Source organism: Aliidiomarina celeris (assembly GCF_003316875.1).
Classification (GTDB): Bacteria; Pseudomonadota; Gammaproteobacteria; order Enterobacterales; family Alteromonadaceae; genus Aliidiomarina; species Aliidiomarina celeris.
This window is the reverse complement of sequence record NZ_QMIL01000003.1, coordinates 236834-255866: the sequence shown is the minus strand read 5'-3', so window position 1 is coordinate 255866 and position 19033 is coordinate 236834. Positions and strand designations below refer to the sequence as shown.

Sequence of the window (19033 nt, the reverse complement as noted above, 5' to 3'; positions counted from 1 at the left end):
TGTTGTTTTGCATTCACGCGCGGCAGTGCCGCGCCTACATCCCCAACACCCCATACCCCGGCGCAATCGCCAAATTAGGCGTATCCACCAATGTCACGCGGTTGCGGAGCCATAATTGATACTCTGGGCCTTTTAGGTCGGCGTTTTCGGTGCAGTCGACGTTCCAGCGGCGCAGCAGGTACCCGGCCATGGCGGCGCGTACTTCTATGGTGAGCAGTCCTTTTTCCATGCCGTAGTCGCGCTCTATGGCGCTTTTGTGCTTGATATTGTGCGGGTGCGGCACCAGTTGCAGCGGAATGAGTCGCTGCCAGTCGTGATCGTTTTCGCTGCTTTCGAATTCTTCGGCGCTTTCGCCGAGCTCCACGCTTTGAACACGCGTGAGTACAAAGTCGCGAAAGCTTTGCGATTTGCGGTCGTAAGCCCGCACATGCCAACGTAAGCCGTTGTCTACTATGGCGTGCGGTACCAGCTCGCGCTCGGTGTTACCGCTGCTGAGCGAGGTGTACTCGGCGCGTATGGCTCTATTGTTTAATATGGCTTGCACTACCTTTGCCACAATAAAGATATCAGGCACGTTTAAGCGCGAACTCGACTCTACCGGGAAATGAATATCACCAATGGCATCAAACCCATCGGAAATATCATGGGCGAGTTTCACCAACGTGCGCTGTGGGTCGTGGGTAAAAATCGGCTGAAAGCTTTCGGTTTGAAAATATCGCTTTTGTTGTTGGTCGTAACGCAGGTTATTGGGTGCTAATTCTTTGTACAGGTTAAAGTCTCGCGAGCCTGCAGAGAGCCCCACTTCGAAACGGTTAATTAAATCGTTCCGATAAATAGAGCCCCGAAACAGCAAGCAAAAGTCGATGTAAGCGAGCCGCTGTTTTTGTGCGTAGGAAATGGTGTCGAGCATGTGGTGAACCCAGCTCCTTGGTTATTGTTATTTTATTGTGTTGGCCAGTGTGGTTTATTTTGGTGCGGTTGTAAAGCCCTTCACGGATTAGCAAACACCGTATGCGCGGCAGTGCCGACGCTTACAAGACCTTTGCGCGGCAATGCCGCGCATACCAAACACTAACGCTCTAAATCTCGGCTGCGCCAGCGATTAAAGCAACAGATAAATTGCTTTTATAGATTAAAGAAACTAATATGTTTCTATTTCATATAAAAGAAACATATATGTTTACTATGAAGAATTCTATACTCCAGCAAATAAAGCAGCGGCGATTAGCTCTTGAGCTCAAACAGAGCGATATGAACTTACGGGTCGGCGTATCGCGTCAGCAATATCAGCGCCTAGAATCGAAAGGAAACCCGAGGCTAGATACCTTGGAATTGATCGCCAAGGGCTTGAATAGCGAACTGATGCTCATACCAAAGGAAAAGCTTGGCGCGGTTATGGCGCTGCTTGAACAAGAGAGTTCCGAGCTTACTGCAGGTACAGGTAAAGATTATTCTTCTGCGGCGATTAACCCTGCAAAAGAAGCGGCAAACAAGAAGCTTTCCGATGATCCCTGGCAGGGCTTGCTGGGAGATGAATCATGAGCGATGGCGCTATTGATGAGATAAAAGTGCTTAAGTTAAGCCTGTACGGAAGGCTCGTGGGTTATTTGGTAGGCTTTCAAGGCGGTAAAAATGTGCTGAGTTTTGCCGAAGAGTTTAAGCATGATTCCAGCCGCCCTACTTTCAGTTTGATTACCCATCCAGCGTTTCCTCGTTCTGAGAAAATAATGGCGGAACCGTGGGCAAGAAACCAAAAATTGCATCCCACATTATCTAACTTACTTCCGGAGGGAGCCTTACGCGAGTTAATGGCGCAAGGGCTCAAAGTTCACGTTGATAATGAGTTCGATATTTTCTCCCATTTAGGTGCCGACCTTCCAGGTGCCTTGGTGGCTGAGCCGCTGGACCCAGAAAGCGTTCCCGAGAGTATTCTTAATGCTCACGGTAAAGCCCGAGCAATAAAGTTCGACAAACTATCAACGGAAAACAAATTTTCGTTGGCCGGCGTTCAGATGAAGTTTTCCATGAAGGAAAAAGATGGACGCTACACGCTTGGTAAAAACAATGTGTTGGGTGATTGGATTGTAAAAACCCCTTCCACCACACATAAAGATGTTCCGGCGAACGAATTCACCGCAATGAAACTTGCGGAACTAGTTGGCGTTAACATTCCAGACATTAAACTTGTTGAGTTGACTAAACTCGATAACCTTCCTCCGATAAATCTACCCGCTGAACAATTAGCCTTCGCCATAAAGCGTTTTGATCGCAGGAATAGCGCGCGTATTCACATGGAAGATTTTGCCCAGATTCTGGTTAAATATGCCCATGAAAAATATAACTCGGCAAACTATGAGCAAATTGGGCGTATTATTCACAGTTATTCCGGTGATGGTTTGGCCGATGTACAACAATTCGCAAGACGATTGCTCGTTAACATTCTCCTCGCCAATGGCGACGCGCATCTCAAGAATTGGAGCTTAATTTACCCAGATAGAGTTACTCCAAAACTTTCACCAGCATACGATATCGTTACCACGAGCGTATATATCGAAGGTGAACGGCGTATGGCGCTTAATCTAGCAAAAACGAAAGAGTGGTATGAGGTTTCTTTGGCTAATTTTCAGCTGTGGTCTGAGCGATCCGGCGTTCCATGGAGAGCAATCAAGCCTCACTTAGATGATGCTATGGATAAGGCGAGAGAACTTTGGCCAGAGGCACTCAACGCGCTTCCAATGAATGAGGCCCACAAACACAAACTCAAGGCGCATTGGCAAAATTTACACAAAGATTTTCAAGTTAAATAGCGTGCAGAGGCGGGCTTGGATAACTGCGCGGCAATGCACACCTACAAAACCAAATAATTCGTGCGTTTCGCCCTGAATCTGTATATATAGTAAACAAACCATTCACGGAATTTTTGCTATGAACACTTCTACTCTTGCGGCGTTAACCCTCGGCTCGGTTCTTTGTATTGCGTTAACAGGGTGTGTCGACACAAGGCCCATGCAACAGCGGGCGGCCATGCAAGCGCTGGCGAATATGGCAAACTCAAGCTCAACCTTACCCGGCGGTAAAGACCAACCTGTTTTAACGGCGGCTGAACAAGCGCAGTACCAAGCGGTGGTGGCGCACTATCGCGCTTTTGCAAATAGCAAAAACACCTTTAACACCAGCAATGCTATTCCATGCAACGTGAGCCAAAACACCGCCAATATTATTGCCCAGAATGCCCCGCTCAATGTGAGCAAAAGCCAAATGCGGTCCGACGCCATGACCACAAACCAGCGCACTACCATGTCGCCTATTACGTTTTATTTGCTGGCGGGAAACTGCAATGGCGGTAACCTTTCTGGGCCTTTCGAGGCTATTGTTCGCTATTCAACCCATACCGTGTTGCCCACCAATACCGAGCAAAATACCACCTATACCGCGCGTATTCAGGGCGATCTTGCGGGCGACACCCAGCGTGGGCAATGGCAGTCTGTTTCTATGACACAAAGCCAATCTGAGTATTTTGGCACCAACGACACCAGTTGGGCGGCGCAGCGTTATCAGTTCAGCAACGGGCAAATAAGCGGCACTCAAATGATTTATGCAGAGTTTCCGCAATTTAATAGCTTAACCGTGCGAGACAGCCCGTATGGCAATGAAATGCGACGGGTAAGAACCTTTGCGGGCTCGAACATGAGCAACATGTACACCATGTTCCAAAACGCTATTTACGGTTGGTTCTACACCTACAATAACAATCAGCTTTTGGGAACCTCGTGCATGTGGATGAACCAAACTGTGGCCCAAAACGTTTGTCAAAGCTTTTCCGCAGCGGCACCGCTGAATGAATTCGTGGGCGTGGGCATAACTTTGCCAAGAGAGGCTCGTGGGCGTTTTCAGGTGCGTGGGCTTATTCACCCCAGCGCGGCGTCTAAGGCAGGCTTAACTGTAGGCGACACCATACTGGCAATCGACGGTGTCGCGTTAACCGAACAACACGACAACGCCTTTATTATTGAGCGCTTGCGCGGCCCTGAAGGCAGCACGGTAACCCTTACCGTGCTGTTTGAAAACGCCACCCAAAGTGAAAACATAGCGCTTACCCGAACAACCGTTCGCATGCCGGGCTATTAACGCCCGGCTTACGTTTTTATTGCAGCGCCTTGCGCGGTGTTGTTTTTAAATTGCTTCCACTGCCAGAGCGACGGCTTCGCCACCACCAATGCACAATGACGTTACGCCTTTTTTCAAGCCACGGGCTTTTAGTGCGTGCAGTAAGGTTACCAACAAACGCGCGCCGGAAGCGCCGATGGGGTGGCCGAGTGCGCAAGCGCCGCCATTTACGTTTACTTTTTCTGGGTCGAGTTCCATGTCTTTAATGGCGATCATGGTAACCATGGCAAAGGCTTCGTTGATTTCCCACAAGTCCACCTCATCTTTGCTCCAGCCCGCTTTTTCAAGGGCTTTGTTCATGGCTCCAACTGGCGCCATGGTAAACTCCGACGGCAGTTGCGAATGCGTAGCATGGCTTACAATGTGCGCTAATGGCTTAAGCCCGCGCTTTTCAGCTTCCGCTTCGCTCATTACCACCAGCGCCGCCGCCCCGTCGGAAATTGAGCTCGAATTGGCCGCTGTTACTGTGCCGTCTTTTGCAAACGCTGGGCGTAGTGTAGGAATTTTGTCCAGGCGCGCTTTGCCGGGTTGTTCGTCGATAGCAACCGTTACCTCGCCCTTGCGGGTGCTATAGGTTAACGGCTCAATTTCTTCAGCAAAGGCGCCGCTTTCTATTGCGTGTTGCGCGCGCGTTAGCGAACGAATAGCAAAGTCGTCCATATTTTCCCGCGTAAAACCGTAGCTGTCGGCGGTGTCTTGAGCATAGCAACCCATGGCTTTGCCTTCGTAAGCGTCTTGCAAGCCGTCGAACATCATGTGGTCGATTACCTGCCCGTGCCCCATGCGGTAGCCACTGCGTGCTTTATCAAGCAAATACGGCGCGTTAGACATGCTTTCCATACCACCGGCAACCACTACATCGGCGCTGCCGGCTTTAATTAAGTCGTGCGCCATCATTACGGTTTTAAGCCCCGAACCACACACTTTGTTGACCGTTGTTGCCCCGGTACCGTAAGGCAAACCCGCACCGAGCATGGCTTGGCGTGCAGGTGCTTGCTTGAGCCCTGCTGGCAATACACAGCCCATGAGCACTTCGCTTACGTCGCTGCCGTTGATACCCGCGCGGGTTAACGCCGCCTTAATGGCATGCGCGCCCAATTCCGTTGCCGAAACGTCGCTTAACTCACCCTGAAAGCCACCCATAGGCGTGCGGGCTGCAGAAACAATTACAATAGCGTTTGAAGTCACGGTTTAATCCTCTTTGCTGATTTTAATCTCGCTTTTTGAATGGCGGGCATTCTCGCACATGTGCGCTTTAAAAAAAATAAGCCATCCGCCCAGCGAATAGAGGCTCACGCACACTAACTGCGTACACTAATTAAAGGTGCTGACATATAAAGCTTCAACTTTGTCACGCGCCCATTGCGTTCGTCGTAAAAACTTTAATGACGACTTAATCGACGGCTCATGGGCAAAGCAATTTACCCTCACGCGTTGGTAAAGCCCTTCCCAGCCATAATGTGCAACGAGTTCGGTGAGAATTCTTTCAAGCGTAAGGCCGTGCAGTGGATTATTAGGCTGCGTTGCGGGTCGCTTGGGTTGTAGCGGTTGTTGGGTCATTAATTCGGTCACTTTTATTAAGCCAAGAGCCTCTACTATACCGAATTATTTTTAACGATTGCATTGAGTTTATATGCCCGACGCGGTAAATGAGCCTACGGTGGAAAAATCTTATCAATATGTTTTGTTTGAAAATGTGCGAATTTTCGATGGCACCAGTTCCACGCTCTCAGCCCCGTCAAATGTGCTCGTACATAGAAATAAGATTGAGCAAATTTCAACACAGCCCATTTCACCGCCCCGTGAGGACAATACTCATGTCATTCAAGGTGAAGGTCGCACACTCATGCCAGGGCTAATCGACGTTCATGTACACATGACCTTTGGTGCATTGAGTATGGCAGAGCTTATGTCTCCTGAGCTCACACCGGCAAAAGCCGGCCAAGCAGCGGCTCGAAATGCACAAGAAACCTTATTACGAGGCTTCACCAGTGTACGCGACGCTGGTGGTCCTATTTTTGAGCTCAAAGCCGCTATAGATGCGGAACGTATTCTCGGCCCTCGAATTTGGCCGTCTGGTGCCACCGTGAGCCAAACCGCGGGCCACGGCGACTTTCGTGCTCCCAATGAGCGCTCGCGCCGCTTTTTTGGTGAGGTTTCGCGCGCCGAACAACTTGGCGCAACGTTTATTGCCGACGGGCGCGACGAGGTATTAACCGCAGTGCGGGAAAACCTGCGGTTCGGTGCTAGCCAAATTAAATTAATGGCCGGTGGCGGTACGTCTTCTGCTTACGACCCTATTGACGTAACGCAGTACACCTTCGACGAAATGCGCGCTGCAGTTGAAGCAGCCGAAGACTGGGGCACTTACGTTATGGTACACGCATACACCCCTCGAGCAGTGCAGCGCGCAATTACCGCTGGGGTGAAAGTTATCGACCATGGGCAAATGTTAGACGAAGAAACGCTCAACATGATGGTTGCAAACGATGTGTGGTTATCGACACAAGTGCTACGTGCAAGTACTCCAGACATGGACCCTCAGCGTGTGGCGAAACGCGCACCAGTGCTTGAGGGGCAAGCACGCCTTTGGCCATTAGCGAAAAGCCTTGGCGTAAAATTGGCTTGGGGAACAGACTTCTTGTTCGAGCCCGACTTGAATAAAGAGCAGAATGCATACATTCCGCCCCTTGCTGAGTGGTTCTTACCCGCAGAAATTTTGCGAATGATTACCCACGACAACGCCCAGCTTTTAGCACTCTCTGGCCTACGCAGCCCCTACCCCGGAACCCTCGGCGTAGTTAAAGAAGGCGCATTAGCCGATTTACTGCTAGTGAACGGCAACCCGCTAGCGGACATTCAGATCATCGCCGACCCCGAAAACAATTTTGTGGTGATTATGAAGAACGGCGAGATCGTAAAAAACACAGCTATGGCGCCATGAGGTCTGTGAGATGACATTGCCGCTGCGAAGTTAGGCAAAAAGTTTAACTTCGTAGCCTATTGATTAAAAAGTTGTTCTACCGTTTTTATTGGTAAGAACATACGAATACGCCCATTATGTTCACACAATACTTCAAAGCCAAACTTCGTATAGAACGCTTGAGCGGAGTCGGTAAGACAGTCCACAACAATTGCGTATGCCCGCATGTGATTATTAACTTCCCACAAGTATTTCAGGGCACGAATAAGACTAACCTTTCCGAGCCCAGAGCCATGAAACTCTTTGTGCACTGCTAATTGAGCCAAAACAAAAACAGGGATTGGATATCTAGGAAGTTTCTTTGCTAGTGGTGCCGGTAATGTCTCTCGGCTGATTGAGCTCGGTGCAACACTATAAAAGGCACAAATAGCGAATTTTTGATTTAGCATTGGCTGAGCACTAGGTAAAACCATTGTTCGGCTGATGCCTGCTTGCATGTGCTTTGCAGCTTGAGTTTTGATAAATGTGTTTACCTCTTGCTCACCACAATCAAATGAGTTGCGGTCATGCTTTGATTTACTCAGTTCTACGAACGCTTTACCCCAACTCACTTAATGCCACTTTCATCTGTCAATTTAGCAGCATCACGCAAAGCTTGATTCGGAGCTTTCGCTTTATTACACGCAGCCATAAACTCGTCAAAGACACTGTCTTTGACCATAATACTTTCATGCTCTGCAATTACATGAGTCGCATCTTCGTCCATAAGTCTCACAACATATTCAGTAAGACTTTTTAAACCAAGTAAAGCCGATGCTTTTTCGGCTTTTGCCTTGATCTCTTCTTCAAGGCGGATATCTAAACGTGCCGTTGCCATAACCCCTCCTGTGTACGGATACATTCCGTAACTCTAGAGATTATAGTGCAAACTTAAAGCACATTCAATTTGTACGGAATTTTTACGGAACGAAAAAGAATATAAGGCCCGGCTTTAGGGCGGAATTGTAGCCGCGCAGCGACGAAAAGGCCGTCGCAGCCCCGCAGGGGCGACAACAGCCGTTTGTTATATACTTTGCCCTTTACGCCATATGCGCATATGATATACGCATTGCCCGTATGGAGGAGCGACTATGAACCATGCATACAACGCCCAAGCGCCCAAAAAGCCTACTAATGTCAGTATAAACAGTGACTTACTTGAAAAAGCTCAAGGACTTAACATCAACTTGTCCGCAACACTGGAGCAAGCATTAGCCGAACAATTACGAAACGAGCAACGGGCACAATGGCTGCGCGAGAACGCCGACGCCATTAAGGCCTACAATAAATTTGTTGAATCCAGCGGCACGTTCAGTGACAGTGTAAGGAAGTTCTAATGGCACAATTTTTTGCATATAAGAACTCTAATCCCGGAACACGAAAACAATACCCCTACTTGCTGGATATTCAAAGCGATTTGCTGAGCGAGCTGAAAACGACTGTAGTCATACCGCTCTGTCCTGCTAAAGTCGCGGCACCGATGAGCCTGACAAGACTAAACCCGTCTTTCTCCCTCGATGGCGAGACGTTTATTGCAATAACCCAAGACATTGCCGGGATTGATCGCAGCCAGCTCCGGGGTCATGATTATGATCTATCAGCATATCGCTCTGAAATTATTGCCGCAGTCGATTTTGTACTCTCTGGTATATAACGCTTTGCTACTGTGCGCCGCTTGCGGTGTCACTTTTGAGCGGCTTGTTAGCAGCTTCAGCTCGCAAACGCTCCACCAGCCAAACTTTAATGATTGATTGTCGAGTAACACCAATTCGAGCAGCTTCGCGATCAAGTGACTCAACTACCCAAGCCGGAAAGTCTACGTTAATACGTTTCGCTTCCTGGTTTACCCGTCGTGCGCTCTTAACATCCAGATCATCAATGATGTCATCTGCACCTTCATCAAACTTCGTGTCAAAATCTTTAGCTTTCATACAACTCTACCTCTCTCTTACGCGAGCGTCGTACCCAAATAAGACGAATCTTCTCATCTCGATAAGTGACAACAGCAGACCAGTGCTTCATCCCTATAAGACCAATAACCAAGTAACGAGGTTCATCGGATGATTTCGCCCGAACTTCCAATAGGTCTTGGTCTTCCCATAACGCTTGGGCGTCATGGAAGTCGATTCCATGCTTATGGCGATTCGCCTGACTTTTCGCGTCATCAAACTCGAAAATATCCATGAGTATAAATTCTTCCTTTTTTTACTCATTTGGCAAGGTAGGTGGAGGGAATTGCTAACGCCCACCACACACGCGAGCAACTTGTTGAGAGTCGAAGCGCCCAACGGGTGCGTTTTTGATGGCGTTTGTTATGCATTAATTAATCTTTAACTATTCTCTATCAGAGAGAGCACACAGTATCACCTTCTTTGACGTTAACACCCTGCACATGGGCCAGTAAAACTGAGTGTCCTTCTTTGGTTTTAAAGGTTATTGAGCTGGCCCGCCCAGGCGTCATAATGCCAGGCTGATTAGTAATTGAGTTGATATGGATTTTTTCTACTTTACAGTCACAAGGCGACAAGACGTCTTTGTCAAAGCCAAACCAATCTTTATTGCTAAAGCCATCATTAACATAAGTTCTTTGAAATAATCTTTTCTCGTCTTCATACCAACCACCAATTACGCAATCAGTACCTAAAGCATCACTAGCATATTGGAACTGCCCCTCATAATGCTCTGTGCACGCAAAAGTTTCTTTATGAATGGCATGAATAAGTATTGAATTTTTCGGCTGTCGCTTTAAAGCAAAAGATTAAAGGTACTAACGATAAGAGATATTTAAATTTCATCTTGAGTTTCCATTACTGCATAACGCCAATATTCAGCGGCGCCCTGACAAGGGCGCCTGGTGGAGGCCGCAGGCCGGAACGAACTGGAATAACTGGTTATGCATGTTGAGGCGTCCTGCGGAGCAGAAGACGCCACCGAAACTGCCGATAGCGATAAAAAATATTCGCATATAGCCACACCAAAAGCGTCAGCACCCCTGCCTTAACCTCCACATCATCAGTGTACTTGCAGGTTCCACTTTGCTCAGGGGTAACCTGAATAAGGTGATTCCAAACCGGAACCAAGCCACCGCCCTCTTTGGTAAAAAGCACCCGCTTACTGTCGTCAATCTCTTGGAAGGTTATCGAGTGCCTCCACGCCGGAATAAGCCCGAAGAACATCAGACGAGTGTTTTCTGTGGAGCCCTCTCGCCACTCCGATGGAAACCGGTGTGACCCCGAAAATCCAAGAAATCCACGGGCGACGAATAGCAAGGTGTCGCTCCTTCTGACTAGAGCCCAAACCTTGTCGGCAGATGAATTAAAGGTAGTTGATACTTTTACTCGCAACTTACGATCCTTGTCAGTTTCAGTGCATAACGCTCAAAGCAGCTGCGCGGCACGCGTCGGCTGGCTTTGCTTGTTATGCAGCCCTTTGAGAAACTCTGGAGCCAGATCTGCTCCGTTCGGCCAGACAACCGTTTCAAGCTCAGGATCGACCGATACCTTCTGGAAAATAGCGATTTCTTTCAGCGGTTCAAATACCGGCCCGTGCAGCTCGCCATTTAGATCGATTTCGCCAGAGGTGCCATCATCAAATGCAACCCAAATTGTGTAATTAGCAACGTATTTTGCAGACTTAATATGCAACATAATTTACTCCAGTGGTGCTATGTAATTCAGAGGTTCCCCTGCTCTGGCTCGACGCCAGTTTTCTTCCAGCTCAATTTTGTGTATTCCTATCCACTCCCGAACAAAAGTAGTTGCTCGCTTAGGCAATTCCCCTTCCAGTATGGTTCCATCAAATGCAAATAGCGCTTCATATCCAGAATATTTTGCATGAAAATGCGGTGGATTATGATCGTTAAAATACATAGCAATCAAGATTCCCTAAAATCGGCTAATTACTGGCATAGCATTTATCTCATCGAAAAGCACAAGCTTCATCATATTGCATCAACGCGAGGAGTCAAATCCGGCATAACGCCTGCCGTCACCGGTGACAAAACCAGAGCGAAGCGGAGGTTTTGGCATCCAGTGCACGGCTTGGTTATGCAGCATGTAGCGGCTTGATTCGATCCACTTCTTCCTTGACCGACTGCGCAGCAGTCCAAAGATCAACAGACCGCTGCGCGTTCAGCCAGAATTCCGGCGAATTACCAAACAAACGCGCAAGCCGGAGCGCCATTTCAGGACTTACAGCACGACGCTCGCGCAGTAACTCATTAACTGACTGACGAGAGACGCCCAGAGATTCAGCCAACCCCGAAACGGTAAGGCCATAGTCCGGAAGAAAGTCTTCCCTCAGCATTTCGCCAGGATGAGTCGGTTTGCGCTGCATACCGGCAGTATTAAGAATAGCCATAGTCATCACCTCACTCAGTGGTAGTCACACACTTCGACTTCATACGCATCGCCATCTTCAAAACGAAAACAGATACGCCACTGATCATTGATTGAAATTGCGTGCTGCCCCTGCCTGTTTCCCGACAGTGGGTGAAGGCGGTTGCCGGGCGGCACTTTCAAATCCTCAAGCTGTACGGCCAGATCCACGTATTCAAGTTTTCTAGCGGCTCTCGGTGCAACATCCGCAAGAAATTTCTTTGACTTGCCCTTGGCGTAGAGTTCTTGGGTTCGTTTGTCAGCGAAGGATTTGATCATGAAACAAAGTGTATTGTGTCACGTGACACTTGTCAACGAGGCGTGGGAATGACTGCATAACGCCTGCATAAACGGCACCCGACTAGGGCGTCCGGTGGACGGCCGTCAGGCCGGGAACGAATTTGATGCACTTGTTAAAGCCTTGGTAGCCAATACAACGGCCTTCTACGATCATGCGCAACTGCCAACACTTGAATTACAGATTGTTTTTCTCTGTAAATTATTGAGAAAGGAAATCGTCGTAGTGGTGCTCTTCGAATATCAGGTTTTCGCTCGATTTTCCTTTGTTTTGGTGATTCACAGACTAATTTGGCAATAACCTCAAACTCGTCAATAAATGCTGAGCCTAACCCTTTAACTTTAGATTCATAGAAACCAACAGACTCTAAAAACTCTGCCTCTGCATTAGGGTGAAACTCATACTTCATTTCGCGAGTGCTCGAGCCTTTTTTAATACCTCATCACCTGAAACAAGCGTTACTAGACCGTCATCAATTTCCTTTGCTCTACTTTGTGCTTCCAGCAACCAGTCGTCTCTTAGCTCTTCAGGCGTTGGTGTATCAAAACTCAGAACCAATTTCTGAATTAATGTTGCCCGCTCACCTTTAGGTAAGTGAAGAGCTTCATTCTCAATTTTCTGGAGGTTCATAATGTATACCTATGATTATTTCTTGTTTTACATTCTGCCACAGAGTTATAAAAGATTGCCATTGGTTTGATCTATATGAGCTTTAACATTTAAATACTAAGCATGCGCGGTGTATTGACGGCGAGGAACTACGTGTGTGGTCGATGAATACTGATGATTTCATGAACGGCTCCCTGTGTTCGCGTATTACAAAATGCGCATGCTCGTTTGTGTTCGCATGCTTGCTTATTATTTATTCCATAAAGTAGACCATAAACGGCTTGTAGCCATTAAGCAAGTTGATAATGTGCGGTCCATGACGCAGATACGCGGCCGCTTACAGTGCACCTTTTATCCTGTCTAACGGGCTCATGGTACCCGCATAATGCTGTCCGAGCACGTGAGTGTATATTTGAGCGGTTTTTACGTCATTGTGGCCAAGTAGCTCTTGCACGGTTCGAATGTCACAACCATTCTGTAGTAAGTGCGTTGCGAATGAGTGCCGAAACGTATGGCAATTTACTTTCTTATGAACACCAGCTGCAGATACCGCGGGCTTTAATGCCTTTCGAACAACGCTGTCGTGCAGGTGGTGACGACAAAGTTCCCCAGTGATTGGATGCGCGCACAGGCCTGAAGATGGGAAAATGAACATCCACCCAGGGCTTTTGTAGGCACTCGGGTACTTGCGCGCTAATGTGACAGGCATCGAGGGGCCAATGCCGCGGTTATCAATTTGGTTAATGGTGCAACAAGTTGTTGGCTTAGAATACTTTGTCGGTCTTTGTTGCCTTTACCACCCCGAATGGTGACGGCAAAGGATTTCAAACAAATATCTTGCACACGTAGGGCTAAACATTCGTTTACCCGCAAGCCACTGCCATACAGCATTTCCACAATGGTCTTGTTACGACCATCCAGTTTCGCCAATATTTTCAAGACTTCTTCTGGCGTTAAAACAATCGGCAAACGGCGTTGCTTCTGAGCTAACTTAAAGTCCAATTCGCCAAGATCTTGTTTTAGTACCTTGTGATACATAAAGACCAAGGCGTTCAGGGCTACTTTTTGGGTGTTCACGGCAACGTAGCGCTCACATGCTAACCAAGATAAGAATGACTTAACGTGTTCAGCCCCCATGTCACTGGGGTGCCTCAATTTATGAAAGCGTATGTATTAGCGAATCCAGTAAAGATAAGACTTCTCGGTACGCAGCGAATTACCACGCAGGCGCATTTCTGAGCGCAGCATTTCCATAAAAGGGCTTTGCGGCATGAGCTAACATCCGTTGTTATTGGCTAGTTAAATGATCGTAGACCAAAACCACGCTAAATGAATGCTCAGTTTGCTGCACAATCGCGCATATTATCCGCTTGCCGATCGTCCTCAAGCACGCTAGAGTCGAAACATTGAACAGAAAACGAGCGACAATAATGTCGCCATCATCAGAATAAATAAGCACGCACGGTTTGTGCCATATGAATGTAGGGAGCACGTTATGACATCAGCAGTAACCATAAGCCCTCCCGCACGATTCATCCGTCCAATACACCGCGCATGCTTAGTATTCAAATGTTGTGTTTCAAGGAGAGATGGTGCGTAAGCCGCTAATATTTATACTTTTGCTTCTCCCAACGGCTGCTTACGCAAATGTTGTTTGGCCGGCACTCTATTTAGAAACACGCCTTTTTTCATGGTGGGCAATTAGCATTGGTCTGTTAGTTGAGTTTTTCTTTATAAAATGGCTTTTTACCCTTCCTACCCAAAAGGCTTCAATCGCTACCGTATCTGCAAACGCCGTTTCTGCTGTTGCGGGTATAATTTTGATTCCGTTAGCTGGCATAGCATGGGAGCTATTTCCAGGATCAGTCATAAACTGGGCCTTTAGCTGGGGCACGTTTAATCCAATTACATGGGGTGCTACCTTTGTTCTAGGCTGTTTGGTTAATGGTCTACTTGAGGGTGCGGTCTATAAAAAGTGGTTTTATCCACAGTTCAGATTTAAAAGCAAAGCATTTTTCTGGTTGCTGGTGGCTAATTCCCTCAGCGTAGGTGCTGCATTTATTAGCCTTTGGTTAAGGCCGGTGCAGCTATGAAACATAACAAGTCAATTAACTACGCGCCTTCGGCGCCGGACGCAGCAAAGCTGCGCCGGTTATTGAGGCGTTATGCTTCTTGACCGCACCTGTTAACTGGTGCTATTAATGGTACTAATTGTTGACTAGGTAACCACTATGCAAGTGAAATTTTCCGAGGATGTCATTCCTCTATCAGATCTGAAGATCAATCCCGGAAAGGTGGTTGGCCGAGCACAGGATACGCATCGCCCAATTCTGCTTACAAGTCGTGGTCGCGGCGTAGCGGTTGTTCAGGGGCTCGAGGATTATGAGAAAACCGCAGAGGAATTGCGCTTTGTAAAGGCGGTGGCGCAGGGGCTTATAGATGTTCGCGAGGGCAACACCGTATCGTTGGAGGACGCCAAGAAAACCCTCGGCATCAAATAAATGGGCATCAAGTAAATGGAATTACGCATCGCACAGTCCGCACTTGAAGACCTACAGGCTATTCAGGAGCATTACAAAGAGCAGGATGTGCCACATATCGGTGATGATTTCGTGGCTGCGATCTTGGAGCATAGCGAAATACTTCAGCTCCACCCTGATGCTGGCCGTGTTGTTCCTGAATTCAACATGGATCATATTCGCGAATTGATTCACGCGCCATTTCGAGTTGTCTATCTCAGTCAGGCTAAAGAGGTTGTGCTCATACGAGTCTGGCGGAGTGAGAGGCAGCTCGAATTACCAGCAAACGAAACATAACCAGGCCATGCACAGGATGCCAAACCCTCCGCATCGCTGCGGTTTTGTCGCCGATGATGGCGGGTGTTATAAATCACTCTAGCCTTGAGTGCTCCCATGTACTAAAATGTATTACAAACTAGTACAGGAGAGCGTTTCAATGGGTATTACAAGTATTCGGCTAGCAGATGACATAGATAAGCCACTTGAATTTTTAGCTAGCAAGCTAGATAGAAGCAAGAATTACCTTATAAATCAAGCGATTAAAGAATTCTTGGCAAGGCAGTCCGTAGAGGAGTCTCGGTGGGCAGACACTCTGGCGGCTCTAGAGTCTATTAAAGCAGGTAAATCCATTGCTGAAGCAGATGTGAATGCCTGGCTAAACAGCTGGGGCACTGGTGAGCGCAAAGAGCCACCGAAATGATAGAAGTTGAATATTCCCCAGAGTCGATGAAAGACCTTCAACGGGTTGTCGAGTTTGTTGAGGTTAAGAATCCTTACGCCGCACGAAGAATCGCAATTGATCTTCAAGAAGGAATTTTCAAACTAAAGCAATTCCCTGAAATTGGCTTGCCGGTCATAAAAGCGCCTGATCCTGAAAAAATCCGAGATCTATATATTGGTGATTACACCGTCCGGTATTTAATCACCAGTGGTATTGTTTATATTTTGAGAGTTTGGCACAGCAAGGAAAATGAGAAAAAGTTATAACAAAACAAAGTAGCGGATTCGCTATGCTCCCCGCTGTTTGTGGCGTTATGCGCCAAAGGTCGGATTAACATCCATACTCTTATGTAAAATACGGACGACTCTAATCTGTTGGCTGCCCGTTTGCTGATAAAAAATCACATGGCTACCTTGAGGAAATTTACGGTAACCATCTCTAATTTCATCACATGATTTGCCGATGTCGGGATTTTTAGCCAAAAGCCAAAATGAATCGTCAAATTGCTTTAAGTAGATGTTTCGCTGCTCTTTGCCCCAACGGCGTTGAGTAAATAAAGCGATATCAAGCAAATCGGTTTTGGCTGCAGTTGTAAGAATAAATGGTTTCAACTATTAGTTTCACTATCAAGTTCATTGATGAAACTATCAAGGTCATAATCAGCGTCACCACTTTGTTCACCTTCAACAAGTAGTTGACGGAGAGTCTGCAGTTTAGTCTCTTGGTTTTCGAGTAAACGCAAAGCTGAGCGAATAACTTCACTTGCAGAGCCATAACGCCCACTTTGAATTTGGTTTGTAATAAAACCATCAAAGTGTTCACCAAGGGTAATACTTGTGTTCTTAGCCATAAATTTCATCTCCAAAGTACCAAGAAGTACCTAATTATGGTATTAAGTAACTTCAAAGGCAAGGCGCATAACAAACGCTTCAAGAGGTACACCATGGCGGGCATTACTGCTACCGAGGCGCGCAGCAACCTCTATCGATTGATCGATACTGTTGCGGGTCAATTTCTTTTAGCATGTGCTTTGATTAGTTGAATCTAGGTTGGGCTCGTTGCTTATTACTTAGGGCGCCGCAAAACTGAAACCCCTGCTCTTGCTGGCGTACTTGGTTTTGTTCTTGGTCTTATACGCATCCGAGCCTATTATTGATGCTGGGGGCGGCGCATCGGTTCTGGTGGACCACTTGCTAGCGATGGGTCAGCGCAATATCTCTGTGCTGGATGTTTCCGGGGCTGCATTGACGGCTTCGCGCGTACGTCTTGGCTCTGAAGCCAGTACGATTGATTGGATTGAGTCCGATATTAGGGCCTTCTCACCGACTCGCCAGTATGGGCTCTGGCACGATCGCGCGGTGTTTCACTTTTTAGTGAACGCCGAAGATCGTCAAAGGTACGCAAAGGCTTTAAAAAATGCACTACCTGTAAGTGGGCACCTTATTCTTGCGTCCTTTGCTATCGGAGGACCGGAAAAGTGCAGTGGCTTGCCGGTAATTCAATATGACGCTGAGAAGTTGAAAGCTGAGCTTGGACCCGGCTTTAAGTTGCTAGAGGAACGCACTGAAGCGCACATCACTCCAGCTCAGAAGATTCAAGAATTCGCCTACTTTCGCTTTAAACGCGTGAACACTTAATCCCCCTCCCCGCAACTCGCCTACTTTACCAGCAACCTGCCGCTCGACACTTTACGTTAACGTCAACTTCAACTAAGCTAGGCTCATCGTCCGTTGGGGCTGCTTACTTGAGAGAATTCATCATGGAATTTGCCACGAACCCTGAGCGCGTGCGGCGCACACAAGACCACTTTAGCATTGGCGATTTAGCGCGTGAGTTCGACATTACCACACGTAGCATTCGCTTTTATGAAGATCAGGGTCTTCTTACCCCAGAACGGCGCGGCCAAACCCGCATTTATCACCAGAAAGATCGGGTTCGCTTAAAACTTATTCTTCGCGGTAAACGTTTAGGCTTTACCTTAGCGGAAACCCGCACCCTTTTCGACATGTATGACCGCGATGGCAGCAGCGTGAATCAGTTACAAACCATGCTAAAGCTCATTGAAGATAAAAAATCAGCCCTTCATCAACAGCTCGACGACATTAAGGTGGTCCTGCATGAACTCACTGCAGTGGAAGCCGGTTGTCGCGCTGAACTCGAATTAAAAACTTTAAAATAAGCCGTATGTTAGGAGCCAGTAATGATTAGCCAATTTAAATCTCTCAACTTCGATTTGGGTGAAACCGCAGATATGCTGCGCGAAGCCGTAAACGGGTTCGCTCGTGAAGAAATCGCCCCGCGCGCTGCTGCCATAGACGAAGCCAATGAATTCCCTGCGGATCTATGGCGCAAGTTTGGCGATATGGGCTTGCTGGGCATTACGGTTCCGGAAGAGTTTGGCGGCTCAGGCATGGGTTACCTTGAGCATGTGATTGCTATGGAAGAGATCAGTCGTGCTTCTGCTTCTGTCGGCTTGAGCTATGGCGCTCACTCCAACCTCTGCGTGAACCAAATTAAAATTAACGGCACCCAAGCACAAAAAGAAAAGTATTTACCGAAGTTGGTGACCGGCGAGCATGTGGGCGCGCTGGCCATGAGTGAGCCGAATGCAGGCTCTGATGTAGTGAGCATGAAGCTGCATGCAAAGAAAGACGGCGATCACTATATTTTGAACGGTAATAAAATGTGGATCACCAATGGTCCTGACGCTGACATTCTGGTGGTGTACGCAAAAACAGAGCCGAGCGCGGGCTCAAAAGGTATTACCGCCTTTATTATTGAAAAAGCCAACACACCGGGTTTTAGCACGGCGCAAAAGCTCGACAAACTCGGTATGCGCGGATCGAACACCTGTGAGCTAGTATTCGAAGACGCGCGCGTTCCTGCCGAGAATATTCTCGGTGGTTTAAATGAGGGCGTGAAGGTACTCATGAGCGGTTTGGACTATGAGCGTGCCGTTCTGGCTGCTGGCCCACTGGGTATTATGCAAGCCTGTATGGACATTGTGGTGCCTTATGTTCACGAGCGCACACAGTTTGGTCAAGAAATTGGCCAGTTCCAGTTGGTGCAAGGCAAACTTGCCGACATGTATACGCAAATGAACGCTGCACGCGCTTATGTATATGCGGTTGCTAAGTCTTGCGACCGTGGCGAAACCACCCGCAAAGACGCTGCCGGCGCTATTCTTTACGCAGCAGAACTTGCCACGAAAATGGCATTAGACGCAATTCAGCTGTTAGGCGGTAATGGCTACATTAACGAATACGCCACGGGCCGGTTATTGCGAGATGCTAAACTCTATGAAATTGGTGCTGGCACGTCGGAAATTCGCCGTATGTTAATTGGTCGCGAGTTGTTCAACGAAAGCAAATAACGCATACG

General features: G+C 47.7%; 29 protein-coding genes and 1 pseudogene. 14 read left to right on the top strand and 16 right to left on the bottom strand.

The annotated features are described in order from the left end of the window. Positions 1 to 34 precede the first annotated feature (34 nt). A complete protein-coding gene (locus DQW12_RS08820; RefSeq protein WP_113907488.1) occupies positions 35 to 910 on the bottom strand; it encodes a WYL domain-containing protein in 876 nt (291 codons plus the stop codon). Between the two features lie 266 nt (positions 911 to 1176). Here DQW12_RS08820 and DQW12_RS08815 point away from each other — a divergent pair, with 266 nt between their 5' ends. From DQW12_RS08815 to DQW12_RS08805, 3 genes are all read left to right on the top strand, one after another. Continuing rightward, a complete protein-coding gene (locus tag DQW12_RS08815) occupies positions 1177 to 1542 on the top strand; it encodes a helix-turn-helix transcriptional regulator (protein ID WP_232819934.1) in 366 nt (121 codons plus the stop codon). Beyond that, the gene (locus DQW12_RS08810; RefSeq protein ID WP_113907487.1) at positions 1539 to 2807 is read left to right on the top strand and encodes a type II toxin-antitoxin system HipA family toxin; all 1269 of its coding nucleotides are present in this window, start codon (positions 1539 to 1541) and stop codon (positions 2805 to 2807) included. Before DQW12_RS08815 ends, DQW12_RS08810 begins: the two co-directional genes overlap by 4 nt. Before the next feature lie 118 nt (positions 2808 to 2925). Continuing rightward, a complete protein-coding gene (locus DQW12_RS08805) occupies positions 2926 to 4128 on the top strand; it encodes a S41 family peptidase (RefSeq protein WP_113907486.1) in 1203 nt (400 codons plus the stop codon). A 45-nt stretch (positions 4129 to 4173) separates the two neighbouring features. Here the strand turns inward: DQW12_RS08805 and DQW12_RS08800 are convergent, their stop codons facing one another. Next, on the bottom strand, positions 4174 to 5355 hold the full coding sequence (locus DQW12_RS08800) for a thiolase family protein (RefSeq protein ID WP_113907485.1): 1182 nt from the start codon (positions 5353 to 5355) through the stop codon (positions 4174 to 4176). A 126-nt stretch (positions 5356 to 5481) separates the two neighbouring features. Next, a complete protein-coding gene (locus tag DQW12_RS08795) occupies positions 5482 to 5727 on the bottom strand; it encodes a VF530 family protein (RefSeq protein ID WP_113907484.1) in 246 nt (81 codons plus the stop codon). 286 nt (positions 5728 to 6013) lie between these two features. Between DQW12_RS08795 and DQW12_RS08790 the strand changes: the two genes are divergently transcribed. Continuing rightward, entirely contained in the window at positions 6014 to 7111 is a 1098-nt protein-coding gene (locus tag DQW12_RS08790) for a metal-dependent hydrolase family protein (RefSeq protein ID WP_198683935.1), read from the top strand. 56 nt (positions 7112 to 7167) lie between these two features. Here DQW12_RS08790 and DQW12_RS08785 read toward each other — a convergent pair whose 3' ends face one another. Together DQW12_RS08785 and DQW12_RS08780 are read right to left on the bottom strand one after the other, a co-directional pair. Beyond that, positions 7168 to 7701 (bottom strand): GNAT family N-acetyltransferase, encoded by a 534-nt coding sequence (locus DQW12_RS08785; RefSeq protein WP_113907482.1) that lies wholly within the window; start codon positions 7699 to 7701, stop codon positions 7168 to 7170. Continuing rightward, complete coding sequence (locus DQW12_RS08780) at positions 7698 to 7967, bottom strand: type II toxin-antitoxin system TacA family antitoxin (RefSeq protein WP_113907481.1); 270 nt, start codon at positions 7965 to 7967, stop codon at positions 7698 to 7700. Before DQW12_RS08780 ends, DQW12_RS08785 begins: the two co-directional genes overlap by 4 nt. A gap of 253 nt (positions 7968 to 8220) precedes the next feature. On the opposite strand from DQW12_RS08780, the gene DQW12_RS08775 reads away from it, so the two are divergent. Both DQW12_RS08775 and DQW12_RS08770 read left to right on the top strand, forming a co-directional pair. Next, on the top strand, positions 8221 to 8466 hold the full coding sequence (locus tag DQW12_RS08775) for a type II toxin-antitoxin system CcdA family antitoxin (protein ID WP_113907480.1): 246 nt from the start codon (positions 8221 to 8223) through the stop codon (positions 8464 to 8466). Continuing rightward, positions 8466 to 8783, top strand: coding sequence for a CcdB family protein (locus DQW12_RS08770; RefSeq protein ID WP_113907479.1), 318 nt, complete (start codon positions 8466 to 8468; stop codon positions 8781 to 8783). The genes DQW12_RS08775 and DQW12_RS08770 overlap by 1 nt, the downstream gene beginning before the upstream one ends. 7 nt (positions 8784 to 8790) lie before the next feature. Here the strand turns inward: DQW12_RS08770 and brnA are convergent, their stop codons facing one another. The 9 genes and pseudogenes from brnA to DQW12_RS13825 all read right to left on the bottom strand — a co-directional run bounded on the left by brnA (position 8791) and on the right by DQW12_RS13825 (position 13582). Continuing rightward, positions 8791 to 9060, bottom strand: coding sequence for a type II toxin-antitoxin system BrnA family antitoxin (brnA, locus tag DQW12_RS08765; RefSeq protein ID WP_110076040.1), 270 nt, complete (start codon positions 9058 to 9060; stop codon positions 8791 to 8793). Beyond that, positions 9050 to 9313 (bottom strand): BrnT family toxin, encoded by a 264-nt coding sequence (locus DQW12_RS08760; RefSeq protein WP_113907478.1) that lies wholly within the window; start codon positions 9311 to 9313, stop codon positions 9050 to 9052. Before DQW12_RS08760 ends, brnA begins: the two co-directional genes overlap by 11 nt. A gap of 1193 nt (positions 9314 to 10506) precedes the next feature. Next, positions 10507 to 10776 (bottom strand): DUF2442 domain-containing protein, encoded by a 270-nt coding sequence (locus DQW12_RS08750; RefSeq protein ID WP_113907476.1) that lies wholly within the window; start codon positions 10774 to 10776, stop codon positions 10507 to 10509. A 3-nt stretch (positions 10777 to 10779) separates the two neighbouring features. Next, positions 10780 to 11007 carry a DUF4160 domain-containing protein gene (locus tag DQW12_RS08745; RefSeq protein ID WP_306418744.1) on the bottom strand — a complete coding sequence of 76 codons (228 nt, stop codon included), beginning with the start codon at positions 11005 to 11007 and terminating at the stop codon, positions 10780 to 10782. Positions 11008 to 11173: 166 nt separating this feature from the next. Next, positions 11174 to 11488: a HigA family addiction module antitoxin gene (locus DQW12_RS08740; protein WP_008174257.1), complete on the bottom strand. Its 315-nt coding sequence runs from the start codon at positions 11486 to 11488 to the stop codon at positions 11174 to 11176. A gap of 14 nt (positions 11489 to 11502) precedes the next feature. Next, complete coding sequence (locus DQW12_RS08735) at positions 11503 to 11784, bottom strand: type II toxin-antitoxin system RelE/ParE family toxin (protein ID WP_113907475.1); 282 nt, start codon at positions 11782 to 11784, stop codon at positions 11503 to 11505. Between the two features lie 134 nt (positions 11785 to 11918). Next, complete coding sequence (locus tag DQW12_RS08730; RefSeq protein ID WP_113907474.1) at positions 11919 to 12212, bottom strand: type II toxin-antitoxin system RelE/ParE family toxin; 294 nt, start codon at positions 12210 to 12212, stop codon at positions 11919 to 11921. Beyond that, positions 12209 to 12433, bottom strand: a complete 225-nt coding sequence (locus DQW12_RS08725) for an addiction module protein (protein WP_113907473.1) — start codon at positions 12431 to 12433, stop codon at positions 12209 to 12211. The genes DQW12_RS08730 and DQW12_RS08725 overlap by 4 nt, the downstream gene beginning before the upstream one ends. A gap of 316 nt (positions 12434 to 12749) precedes the next feature. After that, a pseudogene (locus tag DQW12_RS13825) lies at positions 12750 to 13582 on the bottom strand (integron integrase). A 422-nt stretch (positions 13583 to 14004) separates the two neighbouring features. On the opposite strand from DQW12_RS13825, the gene DQW12_RS08715 reads away from it, so the two are divergent. The 5 genes from DQW12_RS08715 (at position 14005) to DQW12_RS08695 (ending at position 15918) form a co-directional block, all read left to right on the top strand. Further along, entirely contained in the window at positions 14005 to 14505 is a 501-nt protein-coding gene (locus tag DQW12_RS08715) for a hypothetical protein (RefSeq protein WP_157957887.1), read from the top strand. A gap of 138 nt (positions 14506 to 14643) precedes the next feature. Beyond that, positions 14644 to 14913: a type II toxin-antitoxin system Phd/YefM family antitoxin gene (locus DQW12_RS08710; RefSeq protein WP_113907471.1), complete on the top strand. Its 270-nt coding sequence runs from the start codon at positions 14644 to 14646 to the stop codon at positions 14911 to 14913. A gap of 15 nt (positions 14914 to 14928) precedes the next feature. After that, the gene (locus tag DQW12_RS08705) at positions 14929 to 15228 is read left to right on the top strand and encodes a type II toxin-antitoxin system RelE/ParE family toxin (RefSeq protein WP_113907470.1); all 300 of its coding nucleotides are present in this window, start codon (positions 14929 to 14931) and stop codon (positions 15226 to 15228) included. A 139-nt stretch (positions 15229 to 15367) separates the two neighbouring features. Then, positions 15368 to 15631, top strand: coding sequence for a CopG family ribbon-helix-helix protein (locus DQW12_RS08700; protein ID WP_113907469.1), 264 nt, complete (start codon positions 15368 to 15370; stop codon positions 15629 to 15631). Then, the gene (locus DQW12_RS08695; protein WP_113907468.1) at positions 15628 to 15918 is read left to right on the top strand and encodes a type II toxin-antitoxin system RelE/ParE family toxin; all 291 of its coding nucleotides are present in this window, start codon (positions 15628 to 15630) and stop codon (positions 15916 to 15918) included. The genes DQW12_RS08700 and DQW12_RS08695 overlap by 4 nt, the downstream gene beginning before the upstream one ends. Before the next feature lie 45 nt (positions 15919 to 15963). Here DQW12_RS08695 and DQW12_RS08690 read toward each other — a convergent pair whose 3' ends face one another. Both DQW12_RS08690 and DQW12_RS08685 read right to left on the bottom strand, forming a co-directional pair. Beyond that, positions 15964 to 16263 (bottom strand): type II toxin-antitoxin system RelE/ParE family toxin, encoded by a 300-nt coding sequence (locus DQW12_RS08690; protein WP_113907467.1) that lies wholly within the window; start codon positions 16261 to 16263, stop codon positions 15964 to 15966. Continuing rightward, a complete protein-coding gene (locus tag DQW12_RS08685) occupies positions 16260 to 16502 on the bottom strand; it encodes a type II toxin-antitoxin system ParD family antitoxin (RefSeq protein ID WP_113907466.1) in 243 nt (80 codons plus the stop codon). The genes DQW12_RS08690 and DQW12_RS08685 overlap by 4 nt, the downstream gene beginning before the upstream one ends. A gap of 274 nt (positions 16503 to 16776) precedes the next feature. Here DQW12_RS08685 and DQW12_RS08680 point away from each other — a divergent pair, with 274 nt between their 5' ends. The 3 genes from DQW12_RS08680 to DQW12_RS08670 all read left to right on the top strand — a co-directional run bounded on the left by DQW12_RS08680 (position 16777) and on the right by DQW12_RS08670 (position 19025). Next, a complete protein-coding gene (locus DQW12_RS08680; RefSeq protein WP_157957886.1) occupies positions 16777 to 17289 on the top strand; it encodes a class I SAM-dependent methyltransferase in 513 nt (170 codons plus the stop codon). A 122-nt stretch (positions 17290 to 17411) separates the two neighbouring features. Beyond that, the gene (locus tag DQW12_RS08675; protein WP_113907464.1) at positions 17412 to 17831 is read left to right on the top strand and encodes a MerR family transcriptional regulator; all 420 of its coding nucleotides are present in this window, start codon (positions 17412 to 17414) and stop codon (positions 17829 to 17831) included. A 21-nt stretch (positions 17832 to 17852) separates the two neighbouring features. Beyond that, positions 17853 to 19025: an isovaleryl-CoA dehydrogenase gene (locus DQW12_RS08670; RefSeq protein ID WP_113907463.1), complete on the top strand. Its 1173-nt coding sequence runs from the start codon at positions 17853 to 17855 to the stop codon at positions 19023 to 19025. Positions 19026 to 19033: the final 8 nt, after the last annotated feature.

Coding starts and splice junctions, on each gene's coding strand:
- DQW12_RS08820 (WP_113907488.1), bottom strand. CDS start 910: ATGCTCGACACCATTTCCTACGCACAAAAACAGCGGCTCGCTTACATC.
- DQW12_RS08815 (WP_232819934.1), top strand. CDS start 1,177: ATGTTTACTATGAAGAATTCTATACTCCAGCAAATAAAGCAGCGGCGA.
- DQW12_RS08810 (WP_113907487.1), top strand. CDS start 1,539: ATGAGCGATGGCGCTATTGATGAGATAAAAGTGCTTAAGTTAAGCCTG.
- DQW12_RS08805 (WP_113907486.1), top strand. CDS start 2,926: ATGAACACTTCTACTCTTGCGGCGTTAACCCTCGGCTCGGTTCTTTGT.
- DQW12_RS08795 (WP_113907484.1), bottom strand. CDS start 5,727: ATGACCCAACAACCGCTACAACCCAAGCGACCCGCAACGCAGCCTAAT.
- DQW12_RS08790 (WP_198683935.1), top strand. CDS start 6,014: ATGCCAGGGCTAATCGACGTTCATGTACACATGACCTTTGGTGCATTG.
- DQW12_RS08780 (WP_113907481.1), bottom strand. CDS start 7,967: ATGGCAACGGCACGTTTAGATATCCGCCTTGAAGAAGAGATCAAGGCA.
- DQW12_RS08775 (WP_113907480.1), top strand. CDS start 8,221: ATGAACCATGCATACAACGCCCAAGCGCCCAAAAAGCCTACTAATGTC.
- DQW12_RS08770 (WP_113907479.1), top strand. CDS start 8,466: ATGGCACAATTTTTTGCATATAAGAACTCTAATCCCGGAACACGAAAA.
- brnA (WP_110076040.1), bottom strand. CDS start 9,060: ATGAAAGCTAAAGATTTTGACACGAAGTTTGATGAAGGTGCAGATGAC.
- DQW12_RS08760 (WP_113907478.1), bottom strand. CDS start 9,313: ATGGATATTTTCGAGTTTGATGACGCGAAAAGTCAGGCGAATCGCCAT.
- DQW12_RS08750 (WP_113907476.1), bottom strand. CDS start 10,776: ATGTTGCATATTAAGTCTGCAAAATACGTTGCTAATTACACAATTTGG.
- DQW12_RS08740 (WP_008174257.1), bottom strand. CDS start 11,488: ATGGCTATTCTTAATACTGCCGGTATGCAGCGCAAACCGACTCATCCT.
- DQW12_RS08735 (WP_113907475.1), bottom strand. CDS start 11,784: ATGATCAAATCCTTCGCTGACAAACGAACCCAAGAACTCTACGCCAAG.
- DQW12_RS08730 (WP_113907474.1), bottom strand. CDS start 12,212: ATGAAGTATGAGTTTCACCCTAATGCAGAGGCAGAGTTTTTAGAGTCT.
- DQW12_RS08725 (WP_113907473.1), bottom strand. CDS start 12,433: ATGAACCTCCAGAAAATTGAGAATGAAGCTCTTCACTTACCTAAAGGT.
- DQW12_RS08710 (WP_113907471.1), top strand. CDS start 14,644: ATGCAAGTGAAATTTTCCGAGGATGTCATTCCTCTATCAGATCTGAAG.
- DQW12_RS08705 (WP_113907470.1), top strand. CDS start 14,929: ATGGAATTACGCATCGCACAGTCCGCACTTGAAGACCTACAGGCTATT.
- DQW12_RS08700 (WP_113907469.1), top strand. CDS start 15,368: ATGGGTATTACAAGTATTCGGCTAGCAGATGACATAGATAAGCCACTT.
- DQW12_RS08695 (WP_113907468.1), top strand. CDS start 15,628: ATGATAGAAGTTGAATATTCCCCAGAGTCGATGAAAGACCTTCAACGG.
- DQW12_RS08685 (WP_113907466.1), bottom strand. CDS start 16,502: ATGGCTAAGAACACAAGTATTACCCTTGGTGAACACTTTGATGGTTTT.
- DQW12_RS08675 (WP_113907464.1), top strand. CDS start 17,412: ATGGAATTTGCCACGAACCCTGAGCGCGTGCGGCGCACACAAGACCAC.
- DQW12_RS08670 (WP_113907463.1), top strand. CDS start 17,853: ATGATTAGCCAATTTAAATCTCTCAACTTCGATTTGGGTGAAACCGCA.